The organism is Ruegeria sp. HKCCD3925 (assembly GCF_057221175.1).
Genome location: NZ_JBWVBI010000004.1, coordinates 144,030 through 167,835 on the forward strand (window position 1 = coordinate 144,030; position 23,806 = coordinate 167,835).

Here is a 23,806-nt window from a genome sequence, read left to right on the forward strand (position 1 = left end):
GCCTCGCAAAAAAAAGCGCCCGGTTTCGGGCGCCTTTGATGATCTAAATTCAAACCTTGAGGTTCGGAATGATCTGCTTTTTCCGGCTCATCACGCCGGGCAACACAACCGCGTCACCGTCCACGGTTGCGCCAAAGCTCTTCTCAGCGACGCTTTTCACCAGATCATTTGGAACCAGCAGCGTTGCCTCTTCGTTCAGAATGTCGACCACGAACAACAACACCTGATCAACGCCGTCTTCCTTGGCCACATCAGCCATCGAGCTTACGATGCTGTCCTTGCGATCCAGCACGACACCGGGGGCTGTGGTTTCCAGAACCGAGACCCGGAACTTGGTGCCGTCTACTTCGTATTCTTTGCTGTCCATGCGGATCAGTTCAGCGTCCGAGAATGACGATACATCCGATTTTGCTGCAAACATGTCGGCGGCGTAGGCCGAGACATCCAGACCAAGTTCAGCCGCCAGTTTCTCAGCCACGGCGCGGTCGTGCGCGGTGGTTGTGGGTGAGCGGAATTCCAGTGTGTCCGACAGGATGCAGGTCAGCGCGGCACCTTTGATCGCGTCGGGCATCTTGGCGGCGTCGTCACCCATCAGATCGACCATGATGGTTGCCGTGCAGGCCAGCGGGCGCACGGTGATGTCGATGGGGCCTTTGGTTTCAAGCCCGCCAACCAGTTTGTGGTGGTCGATTATGGCGCGGATATCGGCGCTGTTGATGCTGGCGGGCAGCTCGGCCGGATTGTTGGTGTCGACGATGACAACCGGTGCATCCTCGGCCACGTCCTCGATGATTTGCGGCTTGGGCAGGTCCCAACGCTCAAGCATAAAGGCGGCTTCGGTGTTGGGTTCGCCTAGCAAAACGGGCTGTGCCTGTTCACCTTTTACTTCGTTCAGATACCACGACCACAGGATCGGAGAGCCGGTGGAATCGGTGTCGGGAGATTTGTGGCCAAAAACTAGCGTTGTCATGTCTCGTGTCCTGAAGAATATGGATTTGCGCGCCTTATAGGGTGGTCAAACACGGTTGTCACCCGGAAGCAAACTTGCTGCGACCCTTGGTCTGAAAACCTAGAATTCAGCGCGTTCCAGTGTATATCCGGCTTGCTGTAGCTGGTTCAGTAAGCCGTAGTCGTTGCTCAGATGCCCGGCCCCGACAGCGATCACCGCGGTCTGATCCTTCAGGTCCAGAATCTTCTCCATCCAGTTGGCGTTGCGTTGCACCAGAAGCTGATCCTCGAACCCTTTCCATTCGGCGTTAAACTCTTCTGGTGTCATCCCTGAAGCTTCAAGTCCCTGAATTTTCGCAAGCTCAATGATCGCGGCGTGCTGCTCTTCGATATAGGCGTTCGCCATGGTGATCATTTGGTCGTCCCCGGCCTGCAGCGCCCCGGCCAGCCTGGTCAGTGAGGCCACTTGTTCCTCTAGAGAATGGCTGTCGAACATGGCGATCAAATCCTCGATCCGCTCTAGCGAATACTGGGGTATCCCGTGTTGTTCGGCCAGTTCCGTCAAGCGCGTGTCCATGCCGCGATCAAAGTCTGGGGTATTCATCAGGCAAGGCGGAATGCCCAACATCATGCTTAGAAACCAGGGGCGCATTTTGGCCGCCATCCAGCCGGGAATGCCACGCTCGGCCAGAGTCGCGGACAGCGCTGTCCAATCTTCTTCCGACATCAGGTCAATCAAAGTGGGGCCGGACGTAATCAGGACCGGGCTGAAATCATCAGCCAGATCTTTTTCGAACGCGTCCATTTCGTCCTGTGTGACCTCGAAGAAAAACGAGTCAGCCTGACTCAGAACTGGCTCCAAGCGCTCGACCACGGGTGCCATGCGGGGGTCGCTGGTGTGGAGGGTGCCGATCAGGTGCAAGACGGTCTCGTCTTTTGTCGCGATCCAGTGGTTGCCCTCCGGAAACGGAATGTCACTGATTGTCTTCTCGAGATCAGCTTGACTTTCGGCCGACAGGTCAAGCCTAAGATCTCTCCCTTCGCAGGCCGCATGGGCGGTAATCGGAAGCAAAAGGCCGAGACAAAAGCTGAGCAAGCGCATAAGAAACCTTCCGGAAATGGCAAATATGACCAAGACGTACTCCTGCCTTCTTGTAAGTTGCAATGTAGTTTGTCTTCAAACCGTGGCTGGCAATCCGCGCGAAACTACATAGCATAGCGTTATGAAGCTCGAGCAGGACCTTTACCCACCCATCAAAGCCTTGTTGGAACGTCAGGGATATACCGTGAAAGGTGAAGTTGGCGCCGCCGACATTGTTGCTCTGCGAGACGGGCAGGAGCCGGTGATCGTTGAACTCAAGCTTCGCTTCAGCCTCGCGCTGTTTCACCAAGCTATCACTCGTCTGAAAATAACCGATCAGGTCTACATTGGGGTCTGTAAACCAAAAGGCCGGGCAGCGCGACGGGCGTTGAAGGATAATCTGGCGTTGTGCCGTCGCCTGGGGTTGGGTCTGATCACCGTGCGCTCTGATGGGACGGTCGAGGTTCAATGCGATCCCGGCCCCTATGCGCCGCGCAAGGATAAGGTCAAGGCAAAGCGATTGCTGCGCGAGTTTGAAAGGTTGCAGGGCGATCCGAATGCGGGCGGTGCCACGCGTCATGGGATCGTAACGGCCTATCGGCAAGATGCGCTAAAATGCGCGGCCCATCTGGCAGAGAACGGAGCGGGCAAGGGGGCCGATGTCGCAAAGGCCACTGGCGTAAGTGCGGCGACACGTTTGATGTACGACAATCATTACGGCTGGTTCGAAAAATTGGAAAAGGGCGTCTACGCGCTGTCTGAGGCAGGGCAAGAAGGTCTGAAACACTGGGCGTACAGCTGGGATCAGCCAGACTAGGTGCCTTGTTCTTGCCTGCTTATCGCGCCGGGCAAAAAAATCTTTCACATATTGTTGACTCGCTTCCTGCAACTCCCTAGCTATGCGTCGTTATCACTCATGAGACCCGAGTGCTAACGCCTCGTCAGTCGGCGAGGGGAGGAAAACAAACTTTGAGCCCAAGGAGCTGCAAAGATGGCATTGAAACCGCTTCATGACCGTGTGCTGGTTCGTCGCGTAGAAAGCGAAGAGAAAACCGCAGGCGGACTGATCATTCCCGACAGCGCAAAAGAAAAGCCCAGCGAAGGCGAAGTCGTTGCAACCGGCGAAGGCGCGCGCAAGGACAGCGGCGAACTGATCGCAATGGCTGTAAAAGCTGGCGACAAGATCCTGTTCGGCAAATGGTCGGGCACCGAGGTTCAGGTCAACGGCGAAGAGCTGCTGATGATGAAAGAAAGCGACATCATGGGGATCATCGAGTAAGCGCACCCGCTTTCTCTGATCTTCGTTTCAACAGATATTCTCAAGGAGAGACAACATGTCTGCAAAGGACGTCAAGTTTGACACCGATGCCCGTAACCGCATGCTGGCCGGTGTAAATGTTCTGGCCGATGCTGTTAAAGTGACCCTGGGTCCCAAAGGCCGTAACGTGGTTCTGGACAAATCCTTTGGCGCGCCGCGCATCACCAAAGACGGTGTTTCGGTTGCCAAGGAAATCGAACTGGAAGACAAGTTCGAAAACATGGGCGCGCAGATGGTGAAAGAAGTCGCCAGCCGCACCAATGACGAAGCCGGCGACGGCACCACCACCGCAACCGTTCTAGCCCAAGCCATCGTTCGCGAAGGTCTGAAGCAGGTTGCTGCTGGCCTGAACCCGATGGACCTGAAGCGCGGCATCGACCTGGCAACTGCCAAGGTTGTCGAAGGCATCAAAGACGCTTCGCGTGAAGTCAAAGACTCGGCAGAAGTTGCTCAGGTTGGCACCATCTCGGCCAACGGCGAAGCCGAAATCGGCCAGCAGATCGCAGACGCGATGCAGAAGGTTGGCAACGAAGGCGTTATTACCGTCGAAGAAAACAAAGGTCTGGAAACCGAGACCGATGTTGTCGAAGGTATGCAGTTCGACCGTGGCTACCTGTCGCCTTACTTCGTCACCAACGCAGACAAGATGATCGCAGAACTCGACGACTGCATGATCCTGCTGCACGAAAAGAAACTGTCCTCGCTGCAGCCGATGGTTCCGCTGCTCGAGCAGGTGATCCAGTCGCAGAAGCCGCTGCTGATCATCGCGGAAGACGTTGAAGGCGAAGCGCTGGCGACCCTCGTGGTCAACAAACTGCGCGGCGGCCTGAAAATTGCTGCTGTCAAGGCACCGGGCTTCGGCGATCGCCGCAAGGCCATGCTGCAGGACATCGCGATCCTGACCGGTGGTCAGGTGATCTCCGAAGATCTGGGCATGAAGCTCGAGTCCGTCACCATGGACATGCTGGGCACCGCCAAGAAGATCGAGATCACCAAAGACGAAACCACCATCGTCGACGGTGCTGGCGAGAAAGCCGAGATCGAAGCACGTGTTGCTCAGATCCGCACTCAGATCGAAGAAACCTCGTCGGATTACGACCGTGAGAAGCTGCAAGAGCGTGTTGCCAAACTGGCAGGCGGTGTTGCCGTTATCCGCGTTGGCGGCATGACCGAAGTTGAAGTGAAAGAGCGTAAGGACCGTGTGGACGATGCTCTGAACGCAACCCGCGCTGCTGTACAAGAAGGCGTTGTTGTGGGCGGTGGTGTTGCTCTGGTTCAGGCCGGTAAAGCACTGGAAACTCTGGAAGGTGCAAACGCCGACCAGAACGCAGGTATCAACATCGTTCGTAAGGCAATCGAAGCGCCTCTGCGCCAGATCGCCGAGAACGCTGGTGTCGACGGTGCGGTTGTTGCTGGCAAAGTTCGCGAAAGCGACGACGCAGCATTCGGCTTCAACGCTCAGACCGAAGAATATGGCGACATGTTCTCGTTCGGTGTGATCGACCCGGCCAAAGTTGTCCGTACCGCTCTGGAAGATGCGGCATCGGTTGCGGGCCTGCTGGTCACCACCGAAGCAATGGTTGCCGATAAGCCCGCCAAAGAAGGCGCGGCACCTGCCGGCGGCATGCCCGACATGGGCGGCATGGGCGGCATGATGTAAGCTGCTTAAGCCTTAGTGCTTAATAGCGGGGTCGCCTTTGGGCGGCCCCGGTTTTGTTTGGAATGTCTGTTGTGCATTCGTATCATTGGCGCTGGTAGGCTCTGGTCCGAGGAGGGTCGGGATTGGCTCGGCAATCGGGAATGTGAGTGTGCAAATCCCTTTGAAACGGCTATGCGGTTGATATGCGACTGTTTCTTCTGACCGCTTTGACAATGTGCGCCTTCGCTGCGAATTCGATCCTGAACCGCCTTGCTATCGATAGTGGCGCAAGTGATCCGGCGGGATTTGCCATTATCCGGGTTTTGGCTGGTGCCTTGGTTTTAACGGTATTGGTGGCGCTTCGGGGCGGCTCGATCCCTGTTTTTAATCGTCGACGTGTTGTTGGGGCCGGGTCACTGTCGCTTTATATGATCGGGTTTTCAGTAGCGTATCTGACGCTTGATGCCGGGCTTGGTGCGCTGATCCTGTTCGGGGTTGTGCAAATTACCATGTTTGCGATTGGTGCAATGACCGGTTCTGCACCCACTTTGAGACAGATATTGGGTGCCGGTATTGCGCTTGGTGGACTGGTTTTTGTTCTTTGGCCTGCTGGGACGGTTCAGGTCGACCCGACAGGGGCCGGCTTAATGACGGCTGCCGGGGTCGGGTGGGCCATATATTCCATCGCGGGCCGGTCCGAACCAGATGCATTGTCGGGAACTGCAGCAAATTTCATCATGGCGTTGCCCGTCACGGGATTTGCCCTGTTCCTGCTGGGAAGCAATTGGCAAATGTCTCCGCTTGGCTATGGGCTGGCTGCGCTTTCCGGAGGCGTCACGTCCGGTCTCGGCTATGCGCTATGGTACCGTGTCGTGCCACAGCTTTCACCGGCGGTGGCCGCGATCGTGCAACTCAGCGTTCCAGTTATCGCAATTGCTGCCGGGGTCATCCTGTTAGCCGAGATGGCAAGTCTAAGGCTTCTGCTCGGCGCCGGATTTGTACTCGGCGGCATCGCACTGGCGGTGCTGCGCCGGAACCGTGGCTAGGGGTTCCCTCGGCCTGGGTTAGGCCTTATCTGGCGTGTATGAAATTTCTTGCTGTTCTCCTCTTGTGCCTTATGCCTGCGGTGGCCAATGCGAAATGCGTGGTTCTTCTGCATGGCCTCGCGCGCACAGAGGCCTCGTTTACCGTCATGGAACAGCTTTTTCATGCGCATGGTTACACTGTGGTTCGTCCAGGTTACCCTTCGACAGACCTACCAATACCAGACCTCGCCAACCAGACTTTACCAGCTGCGTTCGCCGCCTGCGGGGAGGATACGGTTAACGTTGTAGCGCATTCGATGGGGGGCATTCTGCTGCGCTATTGGTTGCAGGACAACGACCCCGAGAATCTGGGACGCGTTGTCATGCTCGGACCTCCTAATCAGGGCAGCCAACTGGTAGACGAGCTTGGCGCCTGGGAGGTTTTCGGCTTTCTGAATGGCCCTGCAGGGCTTGCGTTGGGAACCGGACCAGAGGGTATTCCACGCCGCCTGCCGCCCGTGGAGTTCGATTTGGGGGTGATTGCAGGCGAGAACTCATTGAACCCATTGTTCTCGTCTCTGATCGATGGTCCAGATGACGGCAAGGTATCGATAGAGACCACAAAGGTTGAGGGTATGGCTGATCACATCGTCTTGCCGGTGACGCATACGTTCATGATGAACAACCCGCGGGTCATGGCGCAGACCCTGCATTTCATCGAATTCGGACAGTTCGATCCACAAATCACCTGGCTTGACGGGGTGATGGATATCATCGACCAGATCTGTCTTGGGGAAGATTGCTCGGAACCCGACTCGGAGCCCACTCAATGAACTCGTTGGAACTGACATTGACCGGCGCGAATGTTCTGTTGCCCGGCGAAGGGGTGTCGCGTGCTGAACTGACGATCGCCGAAGGTACCGTTCAATCCGATAGGGCAGGGCGGCAGATTGATCTGTCAGGATACCTCATCCTGCCTGGCATCATTGATTTGCATGGCGACGGTTTTGAACGTCACATCGCGCCCCGGCGCGGTGCCATGAAGCAGATGGCAGAGGGCATTTTATCGGTCGAGGCGGAACTGGCCGCGAATGGAATAACCACAGCTGTTCTGGCGCAGTTCCACAGTTGGGAAGGCGGCGTGCGCGGGCCCGAGTTTGCTGGTCAGGTTTTTGACGCCATCGCTGCGGTTCGGGATGATGTTGTAACCCAACTGATCCCTCAACTGCGCTTCGAAACCCATATGCTGGACGACTATGACGGGCTGCCCGAACGTATCGCGGATTGGCAGGTGCCTTATGTGGTTCTGAATGATCATCTACCTCATGACCGGCTGGCTGAGGGGCGAAAACCACCCCGCTTGACGGGGCAGGCACTGAAGGCGGGACGGAATCCCGAAGTGCATTTTGAGATGCTGAAGGCAATGCACAACCGCAGCGCCGAGGTGCCAGCAGCACTGGACAGCCTTTGCACTGTCCTTGCGAACCGAGGAATTCGGCTCGGCAGCCATGATGATACAACGCCGCAGGATCGTGCTGAGTGGCGCGAGCGCGGGGTGATGATCTCGGAATTTCCGGAAACGCTGGAAGCCGCCGAATGTGCCCGGGCGGGCGGAGATCACATCATCCTCGGCTCACCCAATGTTGTGCGGGGCGGCTCACATAAGGGAAATGCCAGCGCGGTGGATCTGATCTCGATGGGTTTGTGTGATGCATTGGCATCGGATTACCACTACCCCAGCCCGCGCCGCGCTGCGCTGATGTTGGTAAAATCTGGCCTGCTGGATATCGCGAGCGCCTGGGCGCTTGTCTCGTCCGGTCCCGCGCGGGTTTTAGGCCTGAAGGATCGCGGAACGCTACAGCCCGGATATCGTGCTGATCTGGTGATACTCGATGCGACAACCCACAAAGTCGCTGCCACACTGTCAGGCGGGTGTGTCAGCTATATGTCCGGTAGTATCGCAATACGTTTCTTGAGCTGATCCCGGCTTCATCTGGCTAAAAATACCTCCGCCGGAGGCATCGCGCGTAAGCGCGAATACCTCATCGCGAAATCCGGTTGAAATGCCCCATCTTGCGGCCGGCCTTGACCTCGGCCTTGCCATAGAAATGCAGTGCTACGTTCCGTTCGCGTGAAAGCTCGGGTACGCGGTCCATGTCATGCCCGATCAAATTCTCCATCACGACGTCCGAGTGGCGCTGACCGTCGCCCAAAGGCCAACCGGCCACGGCGCGAATATGTTGTTCAAACTGATCCACGGCGCAGCCGTTCTGGGTCCAGTGACCCGAGTTATGAACGCGCGGCGCGATTTCATTCACGATCAATCCTTGTGGCGTCACAAACAATTCGACACCCATGACGCCGACATAATCCAGCGCGTTGAGAATGTTGGCGGCCAGCAATACCGCATCTGTCCGCTGCGCCGGAGACAGGCGTGCCGGTATTGTGGTCGTGTGCAGGATGCCATCGCGATGGACATTCTCTCCAGGATCGAAACAGGCAACTTGCCCGTCCAGACCGCGTGCTGCGATGACCGAAACCTCGTGGCTGAAGTCCACAAACCCTTCCAGTATGGACGGCGCGCCCGCCATATCGGCCAGTGCCGCCCCGGCATCTTCGGGTGCGCGCAGCCGGGCCTGACCTTTACCGTCATAGCCGAAGCGGCGGGTTTTCAGGATGGCGGGGGTGCCAATGTCATCAATTGCGGCGCGCAAGCTGTCCAAATCGGAGATGTCTGCAAAGGGCGCGGTTTGCAGGCCTAAGCCTTGTAGAAATGTCTTTTCGGTCAAGCGGTCCTGACTGACCCGCAACGCCTCTCGACCCGGGTGAATGGGGCGGTGTGCCTCAAGCAGATCCAGCGCCTGGGTGGGGATGTTTTCAAACTCGTAGGTGATCACGTCCACCGACTCCGCAAAGGCCTTCAATGCGTCGGCGTCATCATAGGCGGCGGTCGTGACCTGATTTGCAACTTGACCGGCCGGAGGATTTGCGCCCGGCTCGAATATGTGGGACTTGAACCCCAACCGTGCAGCCGCGATCGAGAGCATCCTGCCCAGCTGACCGCCCCCCAATATCCCGATTGTCGCACCGGGCGTAAGCATATCTGACATCGTCATGTCTCCAATCTCTTGCCAATGGCACTCAGTGCAGCACGCAAGGCATCATGCGCGCCCTCGGATTGCAAAATATCCGTCATCTGAAGGCTCAGTGTGCCCTCGGTCGCAAGCGCGTCACGCTCGGCTGCCAGTTGGCCCGCATGCTCTTTTTGCATTGATGTCAGAAACCCTGACACAAGCTGCGTGGTGTAGAATTCGGCCCGGTCTTTGTCGCCGGTCTGATCAGCCAACCAGTCGGTGCCTGTTGCCATAAGATCCAGGATACCTGGCACCATGGCGCAGATGGCGAAGTGGGCGTTCAACGCGGCCTCATTGGCAACCTTCACCACAGGGTTTTCAGGCTCAAACAAATCAGCCAAGAGGCGATCGTTGCCGTAAGCGGCCAGCGGGCAACCCCCTGTCTGAAGGAACCCCAGCGGGATGGTTTGCACAAAATCTGATGCTGGTGCGCACAGGTTGGTAAGCTGCAGCTCAGAAACGGCGGCCATCACCGAAACAACTTTCTGATCTGCGCGAAAGCTTAGTGGGGTTAGAACGACTTCGGCCACATGAGGTCGGAGGCAGAGAAACACGATCTCGGACGCATCAATTACGTCTTGGGGAGTGCCAACACTAGCCCCAAGCTCGGCCTGCAGAGCCGAGGAGACTTGGGCATTGCGCTCGGTGACATAAAGATCATGACCTTTAGCAGCCATCAGCCGCGCGATTGGCGCAGCGATGTGGCCTGTGCCGATGAAACCGATACGGCTCATTGCTGAGGCTCTTCCGGGATCGAAGCAGAGAGGGCCTCGCGCCACGCATCCAGCCGTTCCGCAAGCGCGGCATCCTGCAGCGCCAGAATGCCCGCGGCCATCAGGCCCGCATTGGCCCCGCCGGCGGAACCGATAGCCATGGTTGCAACCGGAAAACCTTTGGGCATCTGCACGATGGAATAGAGCGAATCCACACCCGACAACGCGCGGGTCTGCACCGGAACGCCAACTACCGGCACGCGGGTTTTCGAAGCCATCATGCCCGGCAAATGCGCCGCGCCACCCGCGCCCGCGATAATGACCTGCAAGCCGCGCGACACGGCGGTTTTACCATAATCCCAGAGGCGATCCGGCGTGCGGTGGGCCGAGACGATCCGCGCCTCATATGCGATGCCCAGCTCATCCAGAATATCGGCGGCCTCTTTCATCGTAGGCCAGTCCGATTGGCTGCCCATGATGATCCCTACTTTCACATCGCTCATCCGCTTACGCCCCTGCCATCGGAAAGAGCGCGCACTATAGCCAAATCCGCATATGTGGCAATGCGGTACGCGCGTCTCAGGCGATGATATCGGGGGTCAATCTGTCTTCGATCAGACGGATGATGTCTTTCAGGCGCAGTTTCTGCTTTTTTAGCCGCTTGATCGTCAATTGGTCCGAGGTCCCCTTGGCCTGCAAGGCCTCGATCGCTTCGTCCAAATCACGGTGCTGGCGTCGAAAGACCTCTAATTCCACCCGCAGGACTTCATCGGTTTTCATCGAAAGATCGGTGGGTGCGTTCATGGACGACTCAGTGTTTCAAGTGGTGCTTCTAACACAAGATAGTGTGTCAGGGTTTATCCGGCCAGACCTTGTGGACATCCCTGTATCTTCCCATATTCTATATCACGCGGTTGCCGACATCGGGACCGCAGAATACGTCGCTTTGACAATGAAGGACGAAAATACGTGTCGAAACTTACCTTAGGCTCATACCCGCATCTTTTGGGGTTCGAGCAGTTGGAACGCCTTCTGGAACGGTCTGCAAAGGCCGGAAATGAAGGATACCCGCCCTATAATATCGAGCAGACCTCGGATTTTTCCTATCGTATCACCTTGGCGGTGGCCGGGTTCGCGGAAGAGGACCTGTCGATTACCATCGAGGATCGCCAGTTGGTGATCCGGGGCCGTCAGCGCGACGACAGCGAGGGGCGCATATTCCTGCACCGTGGCATCGCGGCGCGTCAATTCCAGCGCATGTTTGTGCTGGCTGACGGGGTCGAGGTGGGCGAGGCGATCATGGAAAACGGTCTGCTGCATGTGGACCTGACCCGCGCCGTGCCTGAAACCGTGGTTCAGACAATCAACATCAAGAAGGGGTAAGAGCAATGAATACACCGATTGAGATCAACGCCGAAGGCAATCGGATTGTCTATGTAAAGGCCGTTGATGTGGCCGACCTGCCGCAAGATCTGCGCGAGCAGGCAGGCGATCTGGATCAGCTGTATGCTGTCCACGATTCCGATGGGCAGCAACTGGCATTGGTGGCCGATCGCAAGCTGGCCTTTGTACTGGCACGCGAACATGACCTGTCCCCGGTGGCCGTTCACTAGGCCACCAAACATTCCGCCGAATTGACGTGACATTTTCTGCCTCAGCGGTGATCGTGCCGCTGAATGAAACGCAGGAGTGCGCGATGAGCTGGTATGATTTCGATTGGGTGGATGCGTTCAGCGATCAGGCCTTTGGTGGCAACGGCTGCGCAGTTGTGCATGAGGGTGCAGGGCTGTCGAACGCGGTTTGCATGGCATATGTGCGCGAGACTTCTCTGGTTGAATGCACTTTTACCGGGCCATCCGATATCGCTGATATCCGGGTCCGGTACTTCCTGGCCAGCCGGGAAATCCCATTTGCCGGGCACCCGACCATAGCAACCGTTGCAGCGATGCGATCACGGGGGTTGGTTCAGGGTGATGCTCTGACGCTTGAGACCGGAGCAGGGATTGTATCGATCAAACTGAATGGCGATGACATCGAAATGACGCAGGTCGCCCCGCAATTCGGCGATCATGTGTCCGCAGATCTGGTTGCCGCCGCCATCAGCCTGCCGAAAGAGGTGGTAATTTCTCCACCGCAGTTCGTTTCAACCGGTCTGCCCTTTTGCATTACGGTCCTGCGCGATCACGAGGCGCTGCGCGCTGCCAAGCTGGATGTTGCTTTGCTCAGTCATATTACCGAAAAGGCCGGTTTCTCAGGGTCGGACATGGCTGAACCGTTTCTTGTAACACTGAAAGGCGCAACGACTACGGGCGACACATTCTCGCGCCTGATGATGGCGCCCCCCAGCCCGCCCGAGGACCCGTTCACCGGATCCGCCACCGGAGCGATGGCGGCCTATCTCTGGAAACACGGACTGATGGACAAAGAGACATTCACCGCCGAACAGGGCCATGACATGGGCCGCCCAGGTCAGGCGACCGTGACGCGCGTTGGACCTTCGGATGCGATGACGGGGATCAAAGTTGCCGGGCGCGGCCATGTCCTGATGCGCGGGCAGGTGGATTTGCCCGACTGAACCAGACCCGCACCTGCGAAAAAGGCCCTCAGAAATCTGAGGGCCTTTGATGTATTTTTTCGTCTTAAGTGATCAGGATGCTGCAATCAGCCCCATGCTTTCCAGCTTAAGCAGAACCTGATGTGCGCAGTTGTCAACCTCGACATTCTCGGTCTCGACGCGCAGCTCTGGGTCTTCAGGGGCGTCGTAAGGGTCGGAAATCCCCGTGAACTCTTTGATCTTGCCCTCACGTGCCAGTTTGTACAGACCCTTGCGGTCTCGGCGCTCGCATTCTTCAATGCTGGTCGCGACATGCACCTCGCAAAATGCACCGAATTGTTCGATCTCTTCACGCACAGCACGACGGGTAGTTGCGTAAGGCGCGATAGGAGCACAGATGGCAATACCGCCGTTCTTGGTTATCTCAGACGCGACATAACCGATGCGGCGGATGTTCAGATCGCGATGTTCCTTCGAAAAGCCCAGTTCCGAAGACAGGTTCTTACGCACGATATCCCCGTCCAGCAGGGTAACCGGACGATCCCCGGTCTCCATCAGCTTGACCATCAAGGCGTTGGCAATGGTGGATTTGCCCGAGCCTGAAAAACCGGTGAAAAACACGGTGAATCCCTGTTGCGAGCGCGGCGGGAAGCGGTTGCGCAGTTCCTGAACAACTTCGGGGAACGAAAACCATTCAGGAATCTCCAGCCCTTCGCGCAGACGGCGGCGCAGTTCAGTTCCCGAGATGTTGAGGATCGTGACGTTGTCCTTGTCCAGGATCTCGTCATTCGGTTCGTATTGCGCGCGTTCCTGCACGTAGACCATATGTTTGAAATCGACCATCTCGACGCCGATCTCGTCCTGATATTTTCGGAACAAGTCTTGCGCATCATAGGGGCCGTAGAAATCCTCACCGGCAGAGTTTTTGCCCGGACCTGCGTGGTCACGACCGACGATGAAATGGGTGCAGCCGTGGTTTGCGCGGATCAACCCGTGCCAGACTGCCTCGCGCGGGCCAGCCATGCGCATCGCAAGGTTCAGCAGCGACATCGACGTAGTCGAGGCCGGATATTTATCCAACACGGCTTCGTAGCAACGCACGCGGGTGAAATGATCCACATCGCCCGGTTTGGTCATGCCAACCACGGGATGGATCAGCAAGTTGGCCTGTGCTTCTTTTGCAGCACGGAAGGTCAATTCCTGATGCGCACGGTGCAAAGGGTTACGGGTCTGGAACGCAACGATCCGGCGCCAGCCCACTTTGCGGAAATAGGCGCGTAGCTCGTTCGGCGTGTCGCGGCGGGCTTTGAAATCGTAATGCACGGGCTGCTGGATGCCAGTGACCGGGCCGCCCAGATAAACTTTGCCCGCTACATTGTGCAGGTAATTCACAGCCGGGTGCGCATCATCATCAGCGCCAAAGACCTTTTCCGCCTCACGCGCCTTGTCTGGTGTCCAGCGGTCGGTCACGGTCATGGTGCCGAGGATCACGCCTTCCTGATCGCGCAGGGCAATATCCTGGCCCAGCTCGATCGATGCGGCAAAATCCTCATCAACATCCAAGGTGATCGGCATTGGCCAAAGTGTTCCATCGGCGAGGCGCATGTTTTCGACCACGTTGTCATAGTCCGCTTCGCTCAGGAAACCTTTGAGCGGATTGAACCCGCCGTTCATAAGCAGTTCCAGATCGCAAATCTGCCGGGGCTTAAGATCCCAGCTGGTCAGATCAGCGGCTTCTATCTTGAGTTTCTGCGCAGACTCGTAGGAAACATACAGTTCGGAGATAGGGGCCAGATTGCTTAACATCGTCATCGGAAAACTCTTATCGCAGTTCTGTTGGCATTTGTTTCAAGGGTGTTTGCAGGGCATGTGCCTCGGCCTGAGGGTGAAGTCCATAGACTTGCAAAAACTAAGGATGAAATGCGTGGTTTTTTCTCGAAATGGAACGGTTTTCTGTTTTTTGTTTCAGGTTATTGAAAAAATCCCGCCGCTCAGGCTCATTAGGCGCATTCTCAGGCAATCTGTTCCAGTGGTGAGGTTTGCGACTCAAGGTCGGCTGCGTGCCTGACGGGCAGGGCGGGGACAGGTTCAGAGACACCGCGCAGGCTGAATTCCCGCAGATCGCGGGGATCACATTGTAATCCAGCCGCGTCCAAAACCTTGTCCGATACAAGGAGTTCGACCCCCAGTCCTTTGGTTTCAGCCTCCAAACGGCTGGCAACATTTACAGCGTCTCCGATGATCGTGCGTGGCGCGTGTTTCGCCGCACCGATTTCGCCCAGCACAAGATCACCAAGATGTAGACCCATACCAATGCGCACGGGTTGGCTGCCTTCTGCTTGAAGCTGCTGGTTGAAACGCTTCAATGCGTGTCCGATCCCGGCCGCTGCCCTCAGACCGGCACTTGCCGAACTTGCGGCGTTGGCTGTTTCAAACATCGCCAGCAACCCATCGCCCATGTATTTGTCGACAACCCCGCCTTGCACCGTGATTGCTGGAACAATTGCGTCGAAGAAACGATTCAACAGAAACACGATATCATACGGCAATTGCCCCGTTGTGCGGGCGGTGAACCCACGCATGTCCAGAAACAGAACCGCCAGCTGCCGTTCTTGCCCTTGGCTCGCATGCGCACGATCACGCGCGCCGTCGGGGCGGAAAACACGAAACACCGTGAGCGGGTCGGACGGCCGCATCTGGCAGGCCAGGCGGGTTCCTTCTGGCGCGCTGATCGCTTTCAGACTGCGGGCTTCAACTTCGGTAGGCGGGTGCAACTGATCGGCACCATCTTCAACCACTACGCGACAGGTCGTGCAGCGCCCCTTGCCACCACACAGCGCGGTATGTGGGATGCCATTTGCGCGTGACATCTCCAAAAGGGTCATGCCTTTCTCCGACACAACTTCTGGACCGTTGACATAGCGCACCCGCACCGAATGCCGCCGCCGCCAAAGCTTGCGCCCGAGATAGACCAAGCCTGTTAGTGCAAGCGCGGCCCAGAATACCCAGTGCGTATAGTCTGTGACGGAAAACAAAGACTGAAACTCTTCTTGCGAAGGCCAGTTATAGTATTCGACATACTGTTCTCGTAGATCGGGGTCGGCAAAATCGGCCCAGATACGCCGCCCCTCGGTCAGAAGGCCCGCGAAGGCGAAGCCCGGTACAAAGACGGCGAGACCGATCAGATATGGAACCATCGCGCGCCACCATGTGGTCAACCGTAACCACATATGTAGCCCTATACATCCGTGGACCCACACCAACAGAAGCAATAGACTTTGAAACCAGATCGCGGTGCTGGGCCACATCAGAATGATGATGTAACCCATTTCATCATTCACCCCGAAAATCTCATGCGCGTATCGGGTCTGAACCAGATGTGAGATAAGCTGCAGCGGGATCAACAATCCAAGAATAACCTGAAGCGCGACGCTGGAAGGCATTCTGAGCGTGCGGCGCTGCGCGAGTGAGACAAGCGCCAGTCCCATGTGCAGCAGCAATGCGCCATATATCACGACGCTGCCGATCTCATTACGGCTGACAGCTTTACGTCCGCCCTGCATCCCGTGCAGCAAATCAGTGTGAAACAGACCAAGGCCGATATTGATGAAATGAAAGAACGCAAAGACAAACAGCACGAGGCCGCTTGCGATTCTGAGCCGGCTCATCCATCCGCCGCGCCAAAGAACGTTTTCCAAAAGCTCACCTGTTCTTCGCGTTACTGCGGTTGATCCTGATACGGTGCCGGGTGCCGGTCAAGATAGGCGCGGTCACCTTTCGGGGAACCAGTCGCAGGGGGCGCCTGCGGTTTGTATTATCTGGTGTTCTGCGTTGAACAATACCAGATGGCTCAGTTCAGGGCGCGAGCGCGAACTATATAGCAGCCCATCCGCGCCGTATGTGCGGGCCTTGTCCGAAAATCGCCATGTTGGAGAGAGTATGCCGGTTGCCCGCATGTCTTGCCAGACGATCGAGGCAGAAGGTTGCCCTCGCAAATCCAATACTTGCGCCTTGGATATCTTCAAGCGATGGATCGTCCGTGGAGGGTCGCACTGCGAGACATAGCGCCGAATGGCGATCCCGGCCCCTTCAGCGCTAAGCGACGCATAAAGCGCGAATTGGCCAGAATGATGAAACCGTCCTTCGGGGGCACGGGCCGATGAGAGCGGGTCACCCGATTGGGTGCGGAACAGAATTCTCCAGACGAGGCCGGAGAAATCTGTGATCATCTTAGTCGTTCTCCGCCAAGAATCGTTCTGCATCCAGCGCGGCCATGCAGCCCATACCGGCGCTTGTCACAGCCTGACGGTATACGTGGTCGGTCAGGTCTCCGGCAGCGAAAACTCCCGGAACCGAAGTTTGCGTCGTGCCCGGCTTGGTCACGACGTAGCCACCCATGTGGGTTTCCAGCGTATCTTTGACCAGCTCATTTGCCGGGGCGTGGCCGATAGCGACAAATACGCCTTTGCACGGAATCTCCGTGATTTCGCCGGTCTTTACATTCTTGACCTTGACGCCTTCCACACCCAGTGGGGCATCGGTTCCGATCACCTCATCCAGTTCGTGAAACCAAAGCGGCTCGATCTTTTCGTTCTTGAACAGCCGATCCTGAAGGATCTTTTCAGCTCGCAACTCATCGCGGCGGTGGATCAGAGTGACTTTGCTTGCGAAGTTGGTCAGGAACAGCGCTTCTTCGACGGCAGTATTTCCGCCGCCGATCACAACGATTTCCTGACCGCGATAGAAGAAGCCGTCACAGGTGGCACAGGCTGACACGCCAAACCCTTTGAATTTCTCTTCCGAGGGAATGCCTAACCACTTGGCTCGTGCGCCCGTCGCCAGAATCACCGCGTCGGCGGTGTAGTCGGTGCCACTGTCGCCTTTGGCTGTGAAGGGACGCTGGCTTAGATCGAGATCGCTGATGATATCGCCGATCACTTCGCATCCCATTGCCTTTGCGTGATCCTGCATCCGAACCATCAGGTCTGGCCCCTGAACCTCGGTGTCACCCGGCCAGTTTTCCACCTCGGTTGTGGTGGTCAGCTGCCCACCGGGTTCGATACCCTGCACCAGGATCGGTTCCAACATGGCCCGGCTTGCATAAACGCCCGCGGTGTATCCTGCAGGTCCCGACCCGATGATCAGAACCTTGGTGTGTCGTGTTTCGGCCATGGTATCCTCACTCAAACTGCCTCGGCGGACGTGTTGTCCGGTGCGGATCGATATAGCGACCGCAGGGCAGGGCTTAAAGCCCCTTCATATTGCAGGTCCGTGATGTGCCTAATGATTGGCTTTGCGGCCAATTATGTATCTGAAATAACGAAAATTGCGTGGCTGTGAAATATTATTGCGCCTCCCGGGGCTGCTGATATAACAACTGAAAAACTCAGGAGCATTCGATGGTCACGACCCGGTTGGATGAAATCGACCGCAAAATTCTTGCGGAACTGCAGGCCGATGGCCGTATGACCAATGTTGAGCTTGCTAAGCGCGTAGGAATATCCGCTCCTCCTTGCCTGCGACGGGTGCGGACGCTGGAAGATTCGGGGTACATTCGGGGCTATCATGCCGAGGTGAACGCCCGCGAGCTTGGGTTTGAAGTGCAGGTCTTTGCCATGGTCGGACTTGAAAGTCAGGCCGAATCCGAACTCAGCGCCTTTGAAGACCGGTGTCGGGAATGGCCATTGGTTCGCGAATGCCACATGCTGAATGGCGAGGTTGATTTCATCCTGAAATGCGTCGCACCGGATCTCAGCAGTTTTCAGCAATTTCTGACAGGCGAGTTGCTGACCACGCCAAACGTGGCCAGCGTCAAGACTTCGCTTGTTATCCGAGGCGCAAAAGACGAGCCAGGCGTACCATTTGACGTACTGGAAGACCGGATGAACCGGACGGCCTGAACCTACCTCTTGTTTGATCCACAGGACAGGGTGGCAGCATCGCTGCCAGTGCAAGGGTTAAAACCCAACTCAGTAAAATCTGCATAATGCCCCACGCTTGCAGTACTAGTTAACCAGTTCACGCTGTCATAGCGTCAATTTCACCATCTCCGGCTCTTGGCAAGAGCAACGGCCCAAAATCATTCAACGATTCGATATGTGAGAATAGATTCAAATAGATCGAACGCAAAGAGTGACTGATCATTCGGACTGCGTTGATGCCCGGATGATAGGTCTCGAATTGCAGGCCATCGACCCGAATCACGGAATGTCGGGCCACACAGATATGAAACAGCTCGACCGGAGTCGGCGGCAGCGTTTCAATGATACCCATTCCATCCTGAAACTCACTGACGGGTGTCAGCATGGGCTGCCCGCCGTTCAAATGACGCATGTGCGTAGGCGTACCCAGCAGACGTGCGGCCGGGCCCGTGATGACGCCCGACATCGGTTTTTGCATCCCGAACGTGTCGGCCATGATCCGTGTCAGCGGCCGGGTTCGCCCGCGCGTATCCTCGCGTCCGGGTATCAGCGTGACAGACCCTTTCCAAAGCACGGTTTCCGATGATCCGTCCTGAGTGAGGACATCATCACCCGGCAGCAGATCTTCGATCGCCATCTGGCCTTGCGGCGTCTCGACCAACGATCCGCGCGTGAACGCACAAAATGCATCTTCAAACATCGGCAAAGCTGGCGCGATATGGCGCGTCTGTGAAATATCCCCGTTTTTCAACAGACTGCACACTTCATAACGTCGAAGCTGTGCTTTTTGCTTTGTCGCGGGACGAGGCGCATCGCGCAATAGCGCTGACGTCTCGACCGCGTTTCTGGCAGCGCGGGCCAGAGAATTTGGAATAGTCATGGTATTCCGTCCCCTCTAAATTCCGTCCGACGGCTTGAACCCCCGTGCAATATCGCCGGACGACCTTGTTCTTTGTCTGTAATCAGATGGGTAAACACAGGCCGGTCGCCGCGAATGCACAGCGCCGCATCAGAAAACACCAGTGTTTTGGTCAAGTTCTTGACCCCCCAGACAAACTCGTAAACCGCAGGCTGCAATTGCCTGCACTCACACGCCCCGAACCCTGGTCGCAGTCCTGATTGCGACCCCACACACCGAACCGGAGCTTCATCCGGTATGCGTTCGCCCTCTGAGACCGGCAGCTGGTCTCTTGGGGTTGCTGTGTCAGCGTCGCGCGGCCAAACGGCGTGCAACTCTGACTGAGTGACTTGAAACCCGCTTCCAGGGCATTTCTGGTTCTTGATCCCTGACAGCCGCAAAAACGGCGCTGAGAAAGCGTGATTTCGATTTCATATCCATTGTCCTGCTTCGATAGGGCGGTCGCCCTGTTCCCGTTTATGAAGCCAATGTGACGCTGATTTGCGGCGCCTATAAGGCTGATCCGGGTTGAATTGAGGACAAATTGAAGGTTTCAGGTACCTCTTAGTTGCTTCCGCCCATGCCAAGACGACCCCACTTGGGGTAACCGTCTGTGCATTGGCGAAAATTTGAGACGATTCTGACTCTGATAAACACAAGAAATGTGGCAGAAACTGGGCAAAGCTGCCTTAATCTGGGCCAGATTTACAACCTGATAGCGGAAATCAATCTGCCATAGTCGGCCTCGTTGGCATGGGTCGAGCGCCGGTAGGAATAAAACCTGTCGGGATCGGAGTAGGTGCAGTGACGGACCCACTCGGCCTGGCCGATACCAGCTTCGCGCAGACGATGCAGGCCAAAGGCGGGCAGGTCGAAATGCATCCGGTCACCTTTGCCATTTGCAAAAAAACGCGCGTTCTCTGGCGTGTCAGCAAGGAAGTCGTCCAGAAACTCTGAGCCGACCTCGTAAGCGCGTTGTGAAATCGTGGGGCCGATTACGGCAATTGTGTTATCCCGGCTGGCTCCCAGCGCTTCCATCGCGTCCAGTGTTGATTCCAGCACACCATCCAACGCGCCGCGCCAACCTGCATGTGCGGCCCCGATCACGTTTGCGTCAGGATCCGCGAACAGCACCGGCTGACAATCAGCGGTTAATATTGTAAGCGCCAAACCCGGCGTTGATGTGACAACCGCGTCAGCTTTGGGTTTGTCACCCGTCATCGGCCCATCGACTGCAATCACGGTCGGCGAATGCACTTGATGCACACCGATCATCGCCTCAGGTGCCACTTCCATCGCGTCGGCGACGCGCCGACGGTTCAAAGCTACGGCCTCAGTCAAATCTGTCGAACCGGTTCCGCAGTTAAGTCCTTCGAAGATACCAGAAGATGCGCCACCGCGGCGGCTGAAGAACCCGTGTCGTACGGGGGACAGCATGTCTGAGGTAATGATTTCCAGTGTCATGGTTCCAGTCCCGGTGGCGGCGTGGCGTTTGGCGGATAAAGGCCCAGTACTTTGAACAGGTTTCCCATTTCGTCGGGATGCGTCAACCGTCGATGTGCAGTGACCAGCGTCTCAAGCTGTGACCCGCTGAGAGGGGTGGCAAGCGATTGCGCGCGCGCGGTGATCCCGAGCCGTTCAAGAAACACCCCCTGCGGGGTCAGTTTTGTATATGCGCAGCCCGAAGCATGAGACGCCTTCGCCAAGAGCTCAAAGTCGACATGTGTGGTCAGATCCGCCTGACCGGGCTGATCCAGGGGATCGACACGTTCATGCGCTTGCAACGCCTGCAATGTGTCGCCAAGCGAGCGCCAGTCACCATAATCGATGATCAGCGCGGCTCCGCCGTTACGAGCGATCTGCCCGGCAACAGAGTACATAATGGAACTGGCAGCAGCGCACAGTTCTACCAGATCTCCGTCCTGCGTATCCTCGACACGTTCGCTGAGCGCAGCTTGTGCCGATTGCGCACCAAGACCGAACGCAAGCGATGCACCATTTTTGCCAACTAACCTCTCGCGCCAACCTTCGCCTTCGCGCAGGAACTGGCGGATGGGCAGGGCATCAAAGAACTCGTTTGCCACCAGAAACAGAGGAAGATCTTCAAAATCAGAAATTGCCTCGATCCACTGAGGTTCATAGCCTTGCAGTGCCTTGGCTTGTACGTCGCGCAAAACAGGTGAAGCTTCGAGCAATGCGATCTTGGCTGCTTTGTGAAAGCCAGGCACCCACTGAGTGGCGCGCAGGATGTCTGCCATCAGGGTGCCACGACCAGGGCCAAGCTCGGCCAGAACAATCCGTTCAGGTTTGCCTTGCTCCAGCCAGGATTGCGCCAAACACAACCCGATAAGCTCCCCGAACATCTGACTGATTTCAGGCGCTGTAATGAAATCGCCCTGAGCGCCCAGCGGATCGCGGGTTGTGTAGTATCCATGTTCCGGATGCATCAGACACTCGGTCATGTAGTCAGCGATGGTCATAGGGCCATCATTCTGGATGCGCAGGAGCAGACGATCCTTCAGGTTCATGATCTGCGTTTTGCCCGAATTGCGAACCAAAGGCCAAGTGCAATCATTGGTAGCGACAAGAGTTGCCCCATCGTCAATCCATATCCGCCAACATTCCACGCCAGCCCTAGCGGATTACCGGGCGATACAAATTGTGCATCGGGTTGACGGAAGAATTCGACAAAAAACCGCGATGCGCCGTAGCCAGCCAGAAATACGCCCATAACCAGACCTGGTTTTCGAAACGCGCCGCGCCGGTAGGCCAGCCAAATCAGAATCGCCCCGAGGACCAGACCCTCGAGTGCTGCCTCATACAGTTGCGAAGGGTGGCGAGCGCACATCCCGGCAACAACGCCGGGACAATCCTGGGCCGCAGTTCCGGGAAAGATCACCGCCCACGGCAATTCGCTGGGTCGACCCCAAAGCTCGGCATTAATGAAATTCGCCAATCGTCCCAGCAACAACCCGGGCGGCACTGTGTAGGCAACCAGATCACCCAGCGAAAGAATCGGAATAGCGTGGCGCCTGCCGAACAGATACGTGGCGATCACCACGCCCAACAGGCCGCCATGGAATGCCATGCCACCCTGCCAAACCATCAGAATTTCCAGTGGATAAGCAAAATAATATGCGGGTTGATAGAAAAGGACGAACCCCAATCGACCACCGAGAATTACACCCAGTATGATCCAGGTGACCAAATCCTCAAGCTGATCGGGTTGCATCGGTGGTGTGTCATCAGCCCAAAGCACAGGCCGCCTAAGCGCCATCAGCGCCATGCGCCAAGCAATCAGGATGCCAACGATATAGGCCAGCGCATACCACCTGAGCGCAAACTCCATCCCGAACAGAGAGATCGAGAAAATTTCGGGTGACAGATCGGGGAAATTCAAAACAGCCTGCATGTGCGTCTCATTGCCCGGGGTTTGCGTGGCAAGTCAACCTTGAGCCCGGGCCAATCTTTACCCATATAGAGAGCAATCGCGAAATCGGAGAAAGCCCATGCAAACCCGTAACAAGATTCTGGACGATATGTCTCAACTGATGACCAATGCCATGGGTGTGGCGCAGGGGGCACGAGAAGAGGCCGAGAATGCGATGAAATCCATGATGGACCGCTGGCTGGCCGACCGGGATTTCGTAACCCGTGAAGAATTTGATGCTGTGCGTGCCATGGCGCAGAAAGCGCGCGAAGAGAACGGTGCACTTGAACGGCGACTTGCCGCGCTCGAGGCGAAGCTGGACAAGTAACGTCCGCAGGAATTTAAGATTTTGGGTAAAAGCATCCGCCGCGCAATCCGAACTTGGATTGTGCGGTGTTGTGCATTTTGCCGCTCTGCAGAAATTTATCAAGACAAAGCTGCATCCAACGCCAATATTTTGATCGGCGTTGCCAACTGTCCACAACTTATTGCTGTTATCCCCAATAAATAGGGTTGCCAGAGCAGTGCTCACATCGCACCATATTTAGTACAGGCAGACTGGGGAAGCCCGGCTTGTAGAGCAGGCAACTAGCGCTGGGGCGCTGCCAGCCCCAAAATGCTAGAGATTAGTGAGGTGGCATTATGGCCCTTTCCGAGCAGTATCTCGAAGAAGACCTTCATCCGATCGACATTGTTGAACATCTTGCAGAACATCACGACTGGGATTTTGACCGGATCGGGGATGATCAGATTGCGATGGCTGTCGAAGGACAGTGGCGCACATATTCGATAACTTTGGCCTGGTCGAATTACGATGAAACGCTCCGCATGGTGTGTTCCTTTGAGATGGAGCCTCCGGCCGAGCGCGAAACCGAGCTTTATGAGCTACTGAACAAGATGAATGATCAGTGTTGGGCCGGGGCGTTTACCTACTGGGCCAATCAGAAATTGATGGTCTATCGCTATGGCTTGGTGCTGGCCGGTGGTCAGACGGCCAGCCCGGAACAGATCGATACCATGATCACCGCGGCGGTACTGAGCGCCGAGCGCTATTACCCCGCGATCCAACTGGTGACCTGGGGAAACCGAGACCCCGAAGAAGCGATGCAGGTCGCCATTGCAGAGGCCTACGGCCGCGCGTAAAG

At 56.6% G+C, this 23,806-nt stretch carries 26 protein-coding genes; 12 read left to right on the forward strand and 14 right to left on the reverse strand.

Going from position 1 to position 23,806, the window contains the following annotated elements; all coding sequences use genetic code 11:
* Positions 1-49 precede the first annotated feature (49 nt).
* Positions 50-970, reverse strand: a complete 921-nt coding sequence (locus AC2TEM_RS10820; protein ID WP_170420563.1) for a manganese-dependent inorganic pyrophosphatase — start codon at positions 968-970, stop codon at positions 50-52.
* Between the two features lie 99 nt (positions 971-1,069).
* Complete coding sequence (locus tag AC2TEM_RS10825; RefSeq protein ID WP_170420565.1) at positions 1,070-2,050, reverse strand: TraB/GumN family protein; 981 nt, start codon at positions 2,048-2,050, stop codon at positions 1,070-1,072.
* 121 nt (positions 2,051-2,171) lie between these two features.
* On the opposite strand from AC2TEM_RS10825, the gene AC2TEM_RS10830 reads away from it, so the two are divergent.
* The 6 genes from AC2TEM_RS10830 (at position 2,172) to AC2TEM_RS10855 (ending at position 7,992) form a co-directional block, all read left to right on the forward strand.
* The gene (locus AC2TEM_RS10830; RefSeq protein ID WP_170420567.1) at positions 2,172-2,846 is read left to right on the forward strand and encodes a DUF2161 family putative PD-(D/E)XK-type phosphodiesterase; all 675 of its coding nucleotides are present in this window, start codon (positions 2,172-2,174) and stop codon (positions 2,844-2,846) included.
* A 174-nt stretch (positions 2,847-3,020) separates the two neighbouring features.
* Positions 3,021-3,308, forward strand: a complete 288-nt coding sequence (gene groES / locus AC2TEM_RS10835) for a co-chaperone GroES (RefSeq protein ID WP_010441779.1) — start codon at positions 3,021-3,023, stop codon at positions 3,306-3,308.
* A gap of 55 nt (positions 3,309-3,363) precedes the next feature.
* Positions 3,364-5,007, forward strand: a complete 1,644-nt coding sequence (gene groL, locus AC2TEM_RS10840) for a chaperonin GroEL (RefSeq protein WP_170392413.1) — start codon at positions 3,364-3,366, stop codon at positions 5,005-5,007.
* 182 nt (positions 5,008-5,189) lie between these two features.
* Positions 5,190-6,032 (forward strand): DMT family transporter, encoded by an 843-nt coding sequence (locus AC2TEM_RS10845; protein ID WP_170420569.1) that lies wholly within the window; start codon positions 5,190-5,192, stop codon positions 6,030-6,032.
* 38 nt (positions 6,033-6,070) lie between these two features.
* Positions 6,071-6,844, forward strand: coding sequence for an alpha/beta fold hydrolase (locus AC2TEM_RS10850; protein WP_170401841.1), 774 nt, complete (start codon positions 6,071-6,073; stop codon positions 6,842-6,844).
* Complete coding sequence (locus tag AC2TEM_RS10855) at positions 6,841-7,992, forward strand: alpha-D-ribose 1-methylphosphonate 5-triphosphate diphosphatase (protein WP_170420571.1); 1,152 nt, start codon at positions 6,841-6,843, stop codon at positions 7,990-7,992. The genes AC2TEM_RS10850 and AC2TEM_RS10855 overlap by 4 nt, the downstream gene beginning before the upstream one ends.
* A gap of 61 nt (positions 7,993-8,053) precedes the next feature.
* On the opposite strand, the gene AC2TEM_RS10860 is transcribed toward AC2TEM_RS10855, so the two are convergent.
* From AC2TEM_RS10860 to AC2TEM_RS10875, 4 genes are all read right to left on the reverse strand, one after another.
* Positions 8,054-9,121 carry a 5-(carboxyamino)imidazole ribonucleotide synthase gene (locus tag AC2TEM_RS10860; RefSeq protein ID WP_480856186.1) on the reverse strand — a complete coding sequence of 356 codons (1,068 nt, stop codon included), beginning with the start codon at positions 9,119-9,121 and terminating at the stop codon, positions 8,054-8,056.
* A gap of 2 nt (positions 9,122-9,123) precedes the next feature.
* Positions 9,124-9,879 (reverse strand): NAD(P)-binding domain-containing protein, encoded by a 756-nt coding sequence (locus AC2TEM_RS10865; protein WP_170420574.1) that lies wholly within the window; start codon positions 9,877-9,879, stop codon positions 9,124-9,126.
* On the reverse strand, positions 9,876-10,361 hold the full coding sequence (purE, locus tag AC2TEM_RS10870; protein WP_170420576.1) for a 5-(carboxyamino)imidazole ribonucleotide mutase: 486 nt from the start codon (positions 10,359-10,361) through the stop codon (positions 9,876-9,878). Before purE ends, AC2TEM_RS10865 begins: the two co-directional genes overlap by 4 nt.
* A gap of 76 nt (positions 10,362-10,437) precedes the next feature.
* Positions 10,438-10,662, reverse strand: a complete 225-nt coding sequence (locus AC2TEM_RS10875; protein ID WP_010441787.1) for a YdcH family protein — start codon at positions 10,660-10,662, stop codon at positions 10,438-10,440.
* Between the two features lie 165 nt (positions 10,663-10,827).
* On the opposite strand from AC2TEM_RS10875, the gene AC2TEM_RS10880 reads away from it, so the two are divergent.
* From AC2TEM_RS10880 to AC2TEM_RS10890, 3 genes are all read left to right on the forward strand, one after another.
* Positions 10,828-11,241 carry an Hsp20 family protein gene (locus AC2TEM_RS10880; protein ID WP_010441788.1) on the forward strand — a complete coding sequence of 138 codons (414 nt, stop codon included), beginning with the start codon at positions 10,828-10,830 and terminating at the stop codon, positions 11,239-11,241.
* 5 nt (positions 11,242-11,246) lie between these two features.
* Complete coding sequence (locus tag AC2TEM_RS10885; RefSeq protein WP_170392397.1) at positions 11,247-11,471, forward strand: DUF1150 family protein; 225 nt, start codon at positions 11,247-11,249, stop codon at positions 11,469-11,471.
* A gap of 83 nt (positions 11,472-11,554) precedes the next feature.
* Positions 11,555-12,433, forward strand: a complete 879-nt coding sequence (locus tag AC2TEM_RS10890; protein ID WP_170420578.1) for a PhzF family phenazine biosynthesis protein — start codon at positions 11,555-11,557, stop codon at positions 12,431-12,433.
* A gap of 72 nt (positions 12,434-12,505) precedes the next feature.
* Here AC2TEM_RS10890 and AC2TEM_RS10895 read toward each other — a convergent pair whose 3' ends face one another.
* From AC2TEM_RS10895 to trxB, 4 genes are all read right to left on the reverse strand, one after another.
* Positions 12,506-14,224, reverse strand: coding sequence for a bifunctional sulfate adenylyltransferase/adenylylsulfate kinase (locus tag AC2TEM_RS10895; protein WP_170392393.1), 1,719 nt, complete (start codon positions 14,222-14,224; stop codon positions 12,506-12,508).
* A gap of 200 nt (positions 14,225-14,424) precedes the next feature.
* On the reverse strand, positions 14,425-16,080 hold the full coding sequence (locus AC2TEM_RS10900) for an adenylate/guanylate cyclase domain-containing protein (RefSeq protein ID WP_480790508.1): 1,656 nt from the start codon (positions 16,078-16,080) through the stop codon (positions 14,425-14,427).
* Between the two features lie 102 nt (positions 16,081-16,182).
* Entirely contained in the window at positions 16,183-16,641 is a 459-nt protein-coding gene (locus tag AC2TEM_RS10905) for an RES family NAD+ phosphorylase (RefSeq protein WP_170420582.1), read from the reverse strand.
* 1 nt (position 16,642) lies between these two features.
* A complete protein-coding gene (gene trxB, locus AC2TEM_RS10910) occupies positions 16,643-17,584 on the reverse strand; it encodes a thioredoxin-disulfide reductase (RefSeq protein WP_170420583.1) in 942 nt (313 codons plus the stop codon).
* 227 nt (positions 17,585-17,811) lie between these two features.
* On the opposite strand from trxB, the gene AC2TEM_RS10915 reads away from it, so the two are divergent.
* On the forward strand, positions 17,812-18,312 hold the full coding sequence (locus tag AC2TEM_RS10915; RefSeq protein WP_170392385.1) for an Lrp/AsnC family transcriptional regulator: 501 nt from the start codon (positions 17,812-17,814) through the stop codon (positions 18,310-18,312).
* Between the two features lie 118 nt (positions 18,313-18,430).
* On the opposite strand, the gene AC2TEM_RS10920 is transcribed toward AC2TEM_RS10915, so the two are convergent.
* The 4 genes from AC2TEM_RS10920 to lgt form a co-directional block, all read right to left on the reverse strand.
* Complete coding sequence (locus tag AC2TEM_RS10920; protein WP_170392383.1) at positions 18,431-19,213, reverse strand: Hint domain-containing protein; 783 nt, start codon at positions 19,211-19,213, stop codon at positions 18,431-18,433.
* A 723-nt stretch (positions 19,214-19,936) separates the two neighbouring features.
* Positions 19,937-20,695: a peptidoglycan editing factor PgeF gene (gene pgeF, locus AC2TEM_RS10925; RefSeq protein WP_170420586.1), complete on the reverse strand. Its 759-nt coding sequence runs from the start codon at positions 20,693-20,695 to the stop codon at positions 19,937-19,939.
* Positions 20,692-21,759 carry an SAM-dependent methyltransferase gene (locus tag AC2TEM_RS10930; RefSeq protein ID WP_170420588.1) on the reverse strand — a complete coding sequence of 356 codons (1,068 nt, stop codon included), beginning with the start codon at positions 21,757-21,759 and terminating at the stop codon, positions 20,692-20,694. The genes pgeF and AC2TEM_RS10930 overlap by 4 nt, the downstream gene beginning before the upstream one ends.
* Complete coding sequence (lgt, locus tag AC2TEM_RS10935) at positions 21,756-22,643, reverse strand: prolipoprotein diacylglyceryl transferase (protein ID WP_170420590.1); 888 nt, start codon at positions 22,641-22,643, stop codon at positions 21,756-21,758. The genes AC2TEM_RS10930 and lgt overlap by 4 nt, the downstream gene beginning before the upstream one ends.
* Before the next feature lie 97 nt (positions 22,644-22,740).
* Here lgt and AC2TEM_RS10940 point away from each other — a divergent pair, with 97 nt between their 5' ends.
* Complete coding sequence (locus tag AC2TEM_RS10940) at positions 22,741-22,989, forward strand: accessory factor UbiK family protein (protein ID WP_480856187.1); 249 nt, start codon at positions 22,741-22,743, stop codon at positions 22,987-22,989.
* 314 nt (positions 22,990-23,303) lie between these two features.
* Entirely contained in the window at positions 23,304-23,804 is a 501-nt protein-coding gene (locus AC2TEM_RS10945) for a type III secretion system chaperone family protein (protein WP_010441802.1), read from the forward strand.
* The last annotated feature ends 2 nt before the right edge of the window (positions 23,805-23,806 follow it).

What these genes read in the sequence shown, in the direction of transcription:
- AC2TEM_RS10820 (WP_170420563.1), bottom strand. Translation starts at nt 970, where the DNA reads ATGACAACGCTAGTTTTTGGCCACAAATCTCCCGACACCGATTCCACC.
- AC2TEM_RS10825 (WP_170420565.1), bottom strand. Translation starts at nt 2,050, where the DNA reads ATGCGCTTGCTCAGCTTTTGTCTCGGCCTTTTGCTTCCGATTACCGCC.
- AC2TEM_RS10830 (WP_170420567.1), top strand. Translation starts at nt 2,172, where the DNA reads ATGAAGCTCGAGCAGGACCTTTACCCACCCATCAAAGCCTTGTTGGAA.
- groES (WP_010441779.1), top strand. Translation starts at nt 3,021, where the DNA reads ATGGCATTGAAACCGCTTCATGACCGTGTGCTGGTTCGTCGCGTAGAA.
- groL (WP_170392413.1), top strand. Translation starts at nt 3,364, where the DNA reads ATGTCTGCAAAGGACGTCAAGTTTGACACCGATGCCCGTAACCGCATG.
- AC2TEM_RS10845 (WP_170420569.1), top strand. Translation starts at nt 5,190, where the DNA reads ATGCGACTGTTTCTTCTGACCGCTTTGACAATGTGCGCCTTCGCTGCG.
- AC2TEM_RS10850 (WP_170401841.1), top strand. Translation starts at nt 6,071, where the DNA reads ATGAAATTTCTTGCTGTTCTCCTCTTGTGCCTTATGCCTGCGGTGGCC.
- AC2TEM_RS10855 (WP_170420571.1), top strand. Translation starts at nt 6,841, where the DNA reads ATGAACTCGTTGGAACTGACATTGACCGGCGCGAATGTTCTGTTGCCC.
- AC2TEM_RS10860 (WP_480856186.1), bottom strand. Translation starts at nt 9,121, where the DNA reads ATGTCAGATATGCTTACGCCCGGTGCGACAATCGGGATATTGGGGGGC.
- AC2TEM_RS10865 (WP_170420574.1), bottom strand. Translation starts at nt 9,879, where the DNA reads ATGAGCCGTATCGGTTTCATCGGCACAGGCCACATCGCTGCGCCAATC.
- purE (WP_170420576.1), bottom strand. Translation starts at nt 10,361, where the DNA reads ATGAGCGATGTGAAAGTAGGGATCATCATGGGCAGCCAATCGGACTGG.
- AC2TEM_RS10875 (WP_010441787.1), bottom strand. Translation starts at nt 10,662, where the DNA reads ATGAACGCACCCACCGATCTTTCGATGAAAACCGATGAAGTCCTGCGG.
- AC2TEM_RS10885 (WP_170392397.1), top strand. Translation starts at nt 11,247, where the DNA reads ATGAATACACCGATTGAGATCAACGCCGAAGGCAATCGGATTGTCTAT.
- AC2TEM_RS10890 (WP_170420578.1), top strand. Translation starts at nt 11,555, where the DNA reads ATGAGCTGGTATGATTTCGATTGGGTGGATGCGTTCAGCGATCAGGCC.
- AC2TEM_RS10895 (WP_170392393.1), bottom strand. Translation starts at nt 14,224, where the DNA reads ATGACGATGTTAAGCAATCTGGCCCCTATCTCCGAACTGTATGTTTCC.
- AC2TEM_RS10900 (WP_480790508.1), bottom strand. Translation starts at nt 16,080, where the DNA reads ATGAGCCGGCTCAGAATCGCAAGCGGCCTCGTGCTGTTTGTCTTTGCG.
- AC2TEM_RS10905 (WP_170420582.1), bottom strand. Translation starts at nt 16,641, where the DNA reads ATGATCACAGATTTCTCCGGCCTCGTCTGGAGAATTCTGTTCCGCACC.
- trxB (WP_170420583.1), bottom strand. Translation starts at nt 17,584, where the DNA reads ATGGCCGAAACACGACACACCAAGGTTCTGATCATCGGGTCGGGACCT.
- AC2TEM_RS10915 (WP_170392385.1), top strand. Translation starts at nt 17,812, where the DNA reads ATGGTCACGACCCGGTTGGATGAAATCGACCGCAAAATTCTTGCGGAA.
- AC2TEM_RS10920 (WP_170392383.1), bottom strand. Translation starts at nt 19,213, where the DNA reads ATGACTATTCCAAATTCTCTGGCCCGCGCTGCCAGAAACGCGGTCGAG.
- pgeF (WP_170420586.1), bottom strand. Translation starts at nt 20,695, where the DNA reads ATGACACTGGAAATCATTACCTCAGACATGCTGTCCCCCGTACGACAC.
- AC2TEM_RS10930 (WP_170420588.1), bottom strand. Translation starts at nt 21,759, where the DNA reads ATGAACCTGAAGGATCGTCTGCTCCTGCGCATCCAGAATGATGGCCCT.
- lgt (WP_170420590.1), bottom strand. Translation starts at nt 22,643, where the DNA reads ATGCAGGCTGTTTTGAATTTCCCCGATCTGTCACCCGAAATTTTCTCG.
- AC2TEM_RS10940 (WP_480856187.1), top strand. Translation starts at nt 22,741, where the DNA reads ATGCAAACCCGTAACAAGATTCTGGACGATATGTCTCAACTGATGACC.
- AC2TEM_RS10945 (WP_010441802.1), top strand. Translation starts at nt 23,304, where the DNA reads ATGGCCCTTTCCGAGCAGTATCTCGAAGAAGACCTTCATCCGATCGAC.